Source organism: Leisingera sp. F5, assembly GCF_001593695.1.
Map to the genome: position 1 here is coordinate 1 of NZ_LUKH01000155.1, position 4728 is coordinate 4728.

A 4728-nucleotide genomic window follows, 5' to 3' on the forward strand; every position below is an offset into this window, starting at 1 on the left:
AAGGAACAGGCCAAGCACGAAGCCCTGCGCGTCGTCGCCGAGCTGCGCCGCGCCCTCCTGGCACTGGGGCAGATCAGCGGGCTGGAGGATCTTGTGTTCAGCCTCACCTTCGACGAGGTGCTGGACAGCAACTGGTCCAGCCCGGACGCCCTGCGCGACCTCGCCCAGGCCCGTGCCGAAAAGGAAACACTGCGCAAGAAATCCGCGCCCACCGCGGTCACTCTTACCCTGCGCGACTGCGAGATGCTGTCGCTGGGCGTCCAGGCCCAGGCCGGCGACGGCACCATGGGCGGCACCTGCGTGGCCGGCAGCGGCAGCGCCACCGCCCGGGTGTTCTGGATGGAGGACGACGGCGACATCAGCCCCGAGGCCTTTGCCGGCTTCCAGGACGGCGACATTCTGGTCTGCCGCATGGTCAACCCGGCCTGGCTGCCGTGGGTCCAGCGTTCCGGCGCGGTGCTGTCTGAGGTCGGCGGCTGGCTCAGCCACATGGCCATTGTCGCCCGCGAAAAGGACGTCCTGATGCTGGTCGCCTGCAAGGGCCTCGACAGCCTCAGCCACGGCGAACAGGTGACCGTCACCGAAGATGGCAGCATCCAGCCGATGGAGAACAAGGGCCTCAAGGTGGTTTCGGCCTGATCCAGCCAGAAAAGAACAAAGAAAGGCCCGCAACAATTGGTTGGCTCATTCCGGAATATGGGACATAGGATGGCCCCGCCGATTTTTTTCGGCGGGGCCTCTTGATTTATTTGGACAAAAAATCGGAGCGCGCCCCCGAAAGAGCTTGGCGGCTTCTTATGCCTTTGGTTCCACTACACCCATCTCAAACAGGCTTTCGATGATTGGGCAATCAGGCACATCGCCCTTCGCGCACTCGGAAGCCATATCCTGAAGCGCGCTTTCCAGAACCTGAAGGTGGGCGATCTTGGCGCGCACCGTGCCCAAATGCTGCATCGTCATGCGATGTACATCGCCACAGCTCACATCCTTCTGATCGACCATGCTGAGCAAGGCCCTGATTTCCTCGATCCTGAATCCCAGATCTCGGCTGTGCCGGATGAAGGACAATCGTTTGAGATGGTCGTGTGAATACTGCCGGTTGCCTCCAGAGGTGCGCCCAGGATCCGGCATCAGGGCAATTTTCTCATAGTATCGGATGGTTTCTATATTTACCCCGGTTTCCCGCGATATCGCTCCGATGCCATAGCCTCGCGTGTTCGTGATCCCGGACATGCCAATTCTTCCTTGCATCTGTAGCCACTACAGATCCCAGATTATCAATCAAGATGAATAGAAACGAGGATTTTCATGATCAAGACCGTTGAACATGTTGCGAGCGATGACCGCAAAACCGCCAGGTTAATGGCATTGGGCGGTGTCCTTGGCGCGATCGGAGCATCTACCTGCTGCATCGTGCCGCTGATCCTATTCAGCCTGGGTGTGTCTGGTGCCTGGGTTGGCAATCTGACGGCCTTGGAACCCTACAAGCCGATCTTCATAGTCTTCACGCTTGGATTTCTCGGCTACGGCTACAGGATGGTCTATCGCAAACCAAGAGCCTGCGCCGAAGGAGAGGCTTGCGCGCGTCCACTTCCCAATCGGTTGGTGAAGTCCGCCCTTTGGGTTTCGACCTTCCTAATCCTCATAGCACTCTTCTGGAACTGGATCGCTCCCATTGTGGCCCCGATCCTGCTTGGACTTTGAAAGGAATGTCATGCAACTGAACCCCCTATTCCTCAGCGCGGTGCTGGCCGCCTTTTCTTTCCCCGCATTCGCGGCAGAGCAAACGGCCACGTTCTCGGTGCCGGGAATGAACTGTCCCAGCTGCCCCTTCATCGTGCAATCAGCCATGTCCGCTGTTGAGGGCGTTCAATCGGTCGAGATAAGTCTTGAGGATCGCACGGCTCGTGTTGTTTTTGATGACGCGCTGACTGCGGCCGATGCAATTGCTCTTGCTTCAACCAATGCCGGTTATGCGGCTGAGTTGATCCAAAGCGGCAGCGCCTCCTGAGGGCTGGCCTTGTCGCGCAGATCCTACAACAAGCTGCTGACCACCGGCATCGTCGGCACTTTCGTTGCCGCTGTTTGCTGTTTCACTCCGGTCTTGGGCGTGTTTCTGGGCGCAGTTGGGCTGTCCGCATTGTTGGGATTTCTGGATTTTGTCCTAATCCCAGCGCTTCTTGTCTTCGTCGGCATCACGATCTTCGCCCTGGTTCGCCAACCCAATCCCAGTTCCGCACCAAGAAGCGGCTCCAAAGAAAGCTGACCTCATGTCCGATTGCTGTTCTCCAGACTCGAATGCCCCATTTGAACTTGCTGTGATCGGTGCAGGGTCTGCCGGGTTTTCCGCGGCGATCACTGCTGCGGATCAGGGCGCGCGCGTAGCATTGATCGGTGAGGGAATGATCGGCGGCACCTGTGTTAATGTCGGTTGCGTTCCCTCGAAGACGATGATCCGGGCTATGGAAGCCGTTCATTCCGCAACAGCAGCGCGACGGTTCGATGGTATCGAAGTTTCCTCTCGGATAACCGACTGGGCCGCAGTCGTTCGCCAAAAACAGGCACTGGTCGAAGAACTGCGGGCGGCCAAATACTCGGAAGTCCTGCCAAATTACAACGCCATCTCCTTCATGGAGGGCGCTGCTCAGTTTTCCGACGATGGCCGGTTATCTGTTGCAGGCCAACCCGTCCATGCTCGCAAGATCATCATCGCAACGGGATCGCACTCCCATGTGCCGGACATCCCAGGGCTGCGCGACGTGCCTTTTTACGACAGCACTTCGATTCTTGAGCTTGAGACGCTGCCTGCTTCGCTCATCGTCATGGGTGGCGGCTATATCGGCGCGGAGCTGGCCCAGGTGTTCGCCCGCGCTGGTGTGAAGGTGATGATCGTCTCCCGGCGCGGCCTCCTGCCTGAGGCGGAACCTGAGATCGGCACCGCTCTGACCTCGTATTTCGAAGCTGAAGGCATCGTTGTTCGTTCGGAGCTGCAATACGAACGCGTTGATCAAGACGGCGACGGAGTGGCCCTGAGTATTTCTGTCCCCGCAGGCAAGGAAACCCTTCGCGCCGAGGCATTGCTCTTGGCCACAGGTCGAGTGCCCAATACGCAGGGTCTGAACCTTGATACAGCCGGTGTGCGGACCAACGGAAATGGCGCCATCTCCGTTGATGATGCACTTATGACCAGCCGCGAGGGCGTCTATGCGGTGGGAGATGCCACCGGGCGCGATCAGTTCGTCTATATGGCGGCTTATGGAGCCAAGTTGGCGGCTCAGAATGCCCTGAATGGCAACACGCTGTCTTACGACAATTCTGCCATGCCTGCCGTTGTATTCAGCGACCCTCAAGTTGCCAGTGTGGGCATGACGGAAGCGCAGGCCGTTGCTGCAGGGCACATTGTGAAAACCTCTGTTTTATCTCTTGAGCATGTGCCGCGCGCCCTTGCTGCAAGAGACACGCGCGGCTTGATCAAGCTCGTCGCAGATGGCGCAACCAAGCGGCTTCTGGGCGCTCATATTCTTGCGCCGGAAGGAGCCGACAGCATCCAAACCGCAGCAATGGCCATTCGCGCAGGGATGACATACGAGGAGTTGGGCTCGATGATCTTTCCCTACCTGACGACCGTCGAGGGCCTGAAGCTGGCAGCTCAAACCTTTGAGCAGGACGTAGCTAAGCTGTCTTGCTGCGCTGGGTGAATACTTCGCAAAATCAAAACCTCCGGTGGGATTCTTGGTTCAGCTATCGCGTTTCGAACTTTTTCCACAGCGGCGTTCCATGAAACAACCAGGGGCGATAGAGGAGCCGGAGCCTTCTCCATGTCTGCCCCTTTGGGGCGCTTATCGGCGCCGAGGCGGACAGCCGGAGTGCTGAGAGATGGGGCAGCCTTGCGACGCTTCTCAATCCTCGCCCCCTTTTGTCCCTGACAGGGCTTGTGGATGATCCTGAAGCCGGCAGGCTTGGCTTTCCTTCCGTTTTTTCCTGGATTGAGCTTGCCGTGAGTTCCGTTGAAGATGAACTCTTCCGGCGCATCCAGATACCGCTGTCCGCAATTGCCACACACCGGCCCCTTCAGGAGATCGTTCTGAAGCCGCAGTCGGTTAAATTCGTCTTCAAAGTGATTGTTGGACAGGACATTGAACGAGATATCGCAACTTCTGTTCCGCTTTTGATGCCGGCAAACCATCTCTCGGCCATCGTCCCGCCCATGAGGATCATCCTCATACTCAAAGACAGTTGAGATGCGTTGTTTCTTGTCGTCTCCGTTCAGGGTGTAAGACCTTCGACCGGATGCCAGCGCAGGAATGCTCACCGGAGCCGCCATCTTCCTCTGCTGTGCTCCCGGTTCCTTGAAAGTCGGCAAAGAAAAATCCGGGGCCACTCCGAAGTTTCCACAATCCGGATCACCACAGGTGTTCAGGTTGATTTTGGATGAAAAGGGAGGATACACTACCTCCAACGACAGTTTCGGAATACTCTTGACCATCAGACCTTCCCGTTCTCTGAGCATCAAGATGGCTTCCGTGAGCCGACTGCTATATTTGCCAAAGTTGGAAAATCCGAAGCTCTGGCATGCATTTTTTCGGAAAGTGTTACCGAGGGACTTTTCCCCTTCAGATTCCGCTCCTTCTCAAACTTTTTTCTTCCTGAAAAATCAAACGCCTACCGAGAAAAAATCTCGATAGGCGCTATCTTTATGTCCCGCTTTCCGGAATGAGCCAACAACTG

General features: G+C 57.1%; 7 protein-coding genes. 5 read left to right on the forward strand and 2 right to left on the reverse strand.

What is annotated here, in order from left to right; all coding sequences use genetic code 11:
- Positions 1-639: PEP-utilizing enzyme (locus tag A2I95_RS26190; protein WP_291734628.1), on the forward strand; the 639-nt coding region annotated here is incomplete at its 5' end.
- Positions 640-795: 156 nt separating this feature from the next.
- On the opposite strand, the gene A2I95_RS26195 is transcribed toward A2I95_RS26190, so the two are convergent.
- Positions 796-1233: a helix-turn-helix domain-containing protein gene (locus A2I95_RS26195; RefSeq protein WP_027260199.1), complete on the reverse strand. Its 438-nt coding sequence runs from the start codon at positions 1231-1233 to the stop codon at positions 796-798.
- 75 nt (positions 1234-1308) lie between these two features.
- On the opposite strand from A2I95_RS26195, the gene A2I95_RS26200 reads away from it, so the two are divergent.
- Genes A2I95_RS26200 through merA form a run of 4 tightly spaced genes read left to right on the forward strand, consistent with a single transcriptional unit; the run spans position 1309 to position 3698 of the window.
- Positions 1309-1704: a mercuric transporter MerT family protein gene (locus tag A2I95_RS26200; RefSeq protein ID WP_291734632.1), complete on the forward strand. Its 396-nt coding sequence runs from the start codon at positions 1309-1311 to the stop codon at positions 1702-1704.
- Positions 1694-2011: a heavy-metal-associated domain-containing protein gene (locus A2I95_RS26205; RefSeq protein WP_291734633.1), complete on the forward strand. Its 318-nt coding sequence runs from the start codon at positions 1694-1696 to the stop codon at positions 2009-2011. The genes A2I95_RS26200 and A2I95_RS26205 overlap by 11 nt, the downstream gene beginning before the upstream one ends.
- A 9-nt stretch (positions 2012-2020) precedes the next feature.
- Positions 2021-2266, forward strand: a complete 246-nt coding sequence (gene merF / locus A2I95_RS26210; protein ID WP_291734635.1) for a mercury resistance system transport protein MerF — start codon at positions 2021-2023, stop codon at positions 2264-2266.
- A gap of 4 nt (positions 2267-2270) precedes the next feature.
- A complete protein-coding gene (gene merA, locus A2I95_RS26215; RefSeq protein WP_291734638.1) occupies positions 2271-3698 on the forward strand; it encodes a mercury(II) reductase in 1428 nt (475 codons plus the stop codon).
- Here merA and A2I95_RS26220 read toward each other — a convergent pair.
- A complete protein-coding gene (locus A2I95_RS26220) occupies positions 3650-4486 on the reverse strand; it encodes a hypothetical protein (RefSeq protein ID WP_291734640.1) in 837 nt (278 codons plus the stop codon). The two genes, merA and A2I95_RS26220, sit on opposite strands and share 49 nt — an antisense overlap.
- Positions 4487-4728: the final 242 nt, after the last annotated feature.

Coding starts and splice junctions, on each gene's coding strand:
- A2I95_RS26195 (WP_027260199.1), bottom strand. CDS start 1,233: ATGTCCGGGATCACGAACACGCGAGGCTATGGCATCGGAGCGATATCG.
- A2I95_RS26200 (WP_291734632.1), top strand. CDS start 1,309: ATGATCAAGACCGTTGAACATGTTGCGAGCGATGACCGCAAAACCGCC.
- merA (WP_291734638.1), top strand. CDS start 2,271: ATGTCCGATTGCTGTTCTCCAGACTCGAATGCCCCATTTGAACTTGCT.
- A2I95_RS26220 (WP_291734640.1), bottom strand. CDS start 4,486: ATGGTCAAGAGTATTCCGAAACTGTCGTTGGAGGTAGTGTATCCTCCC.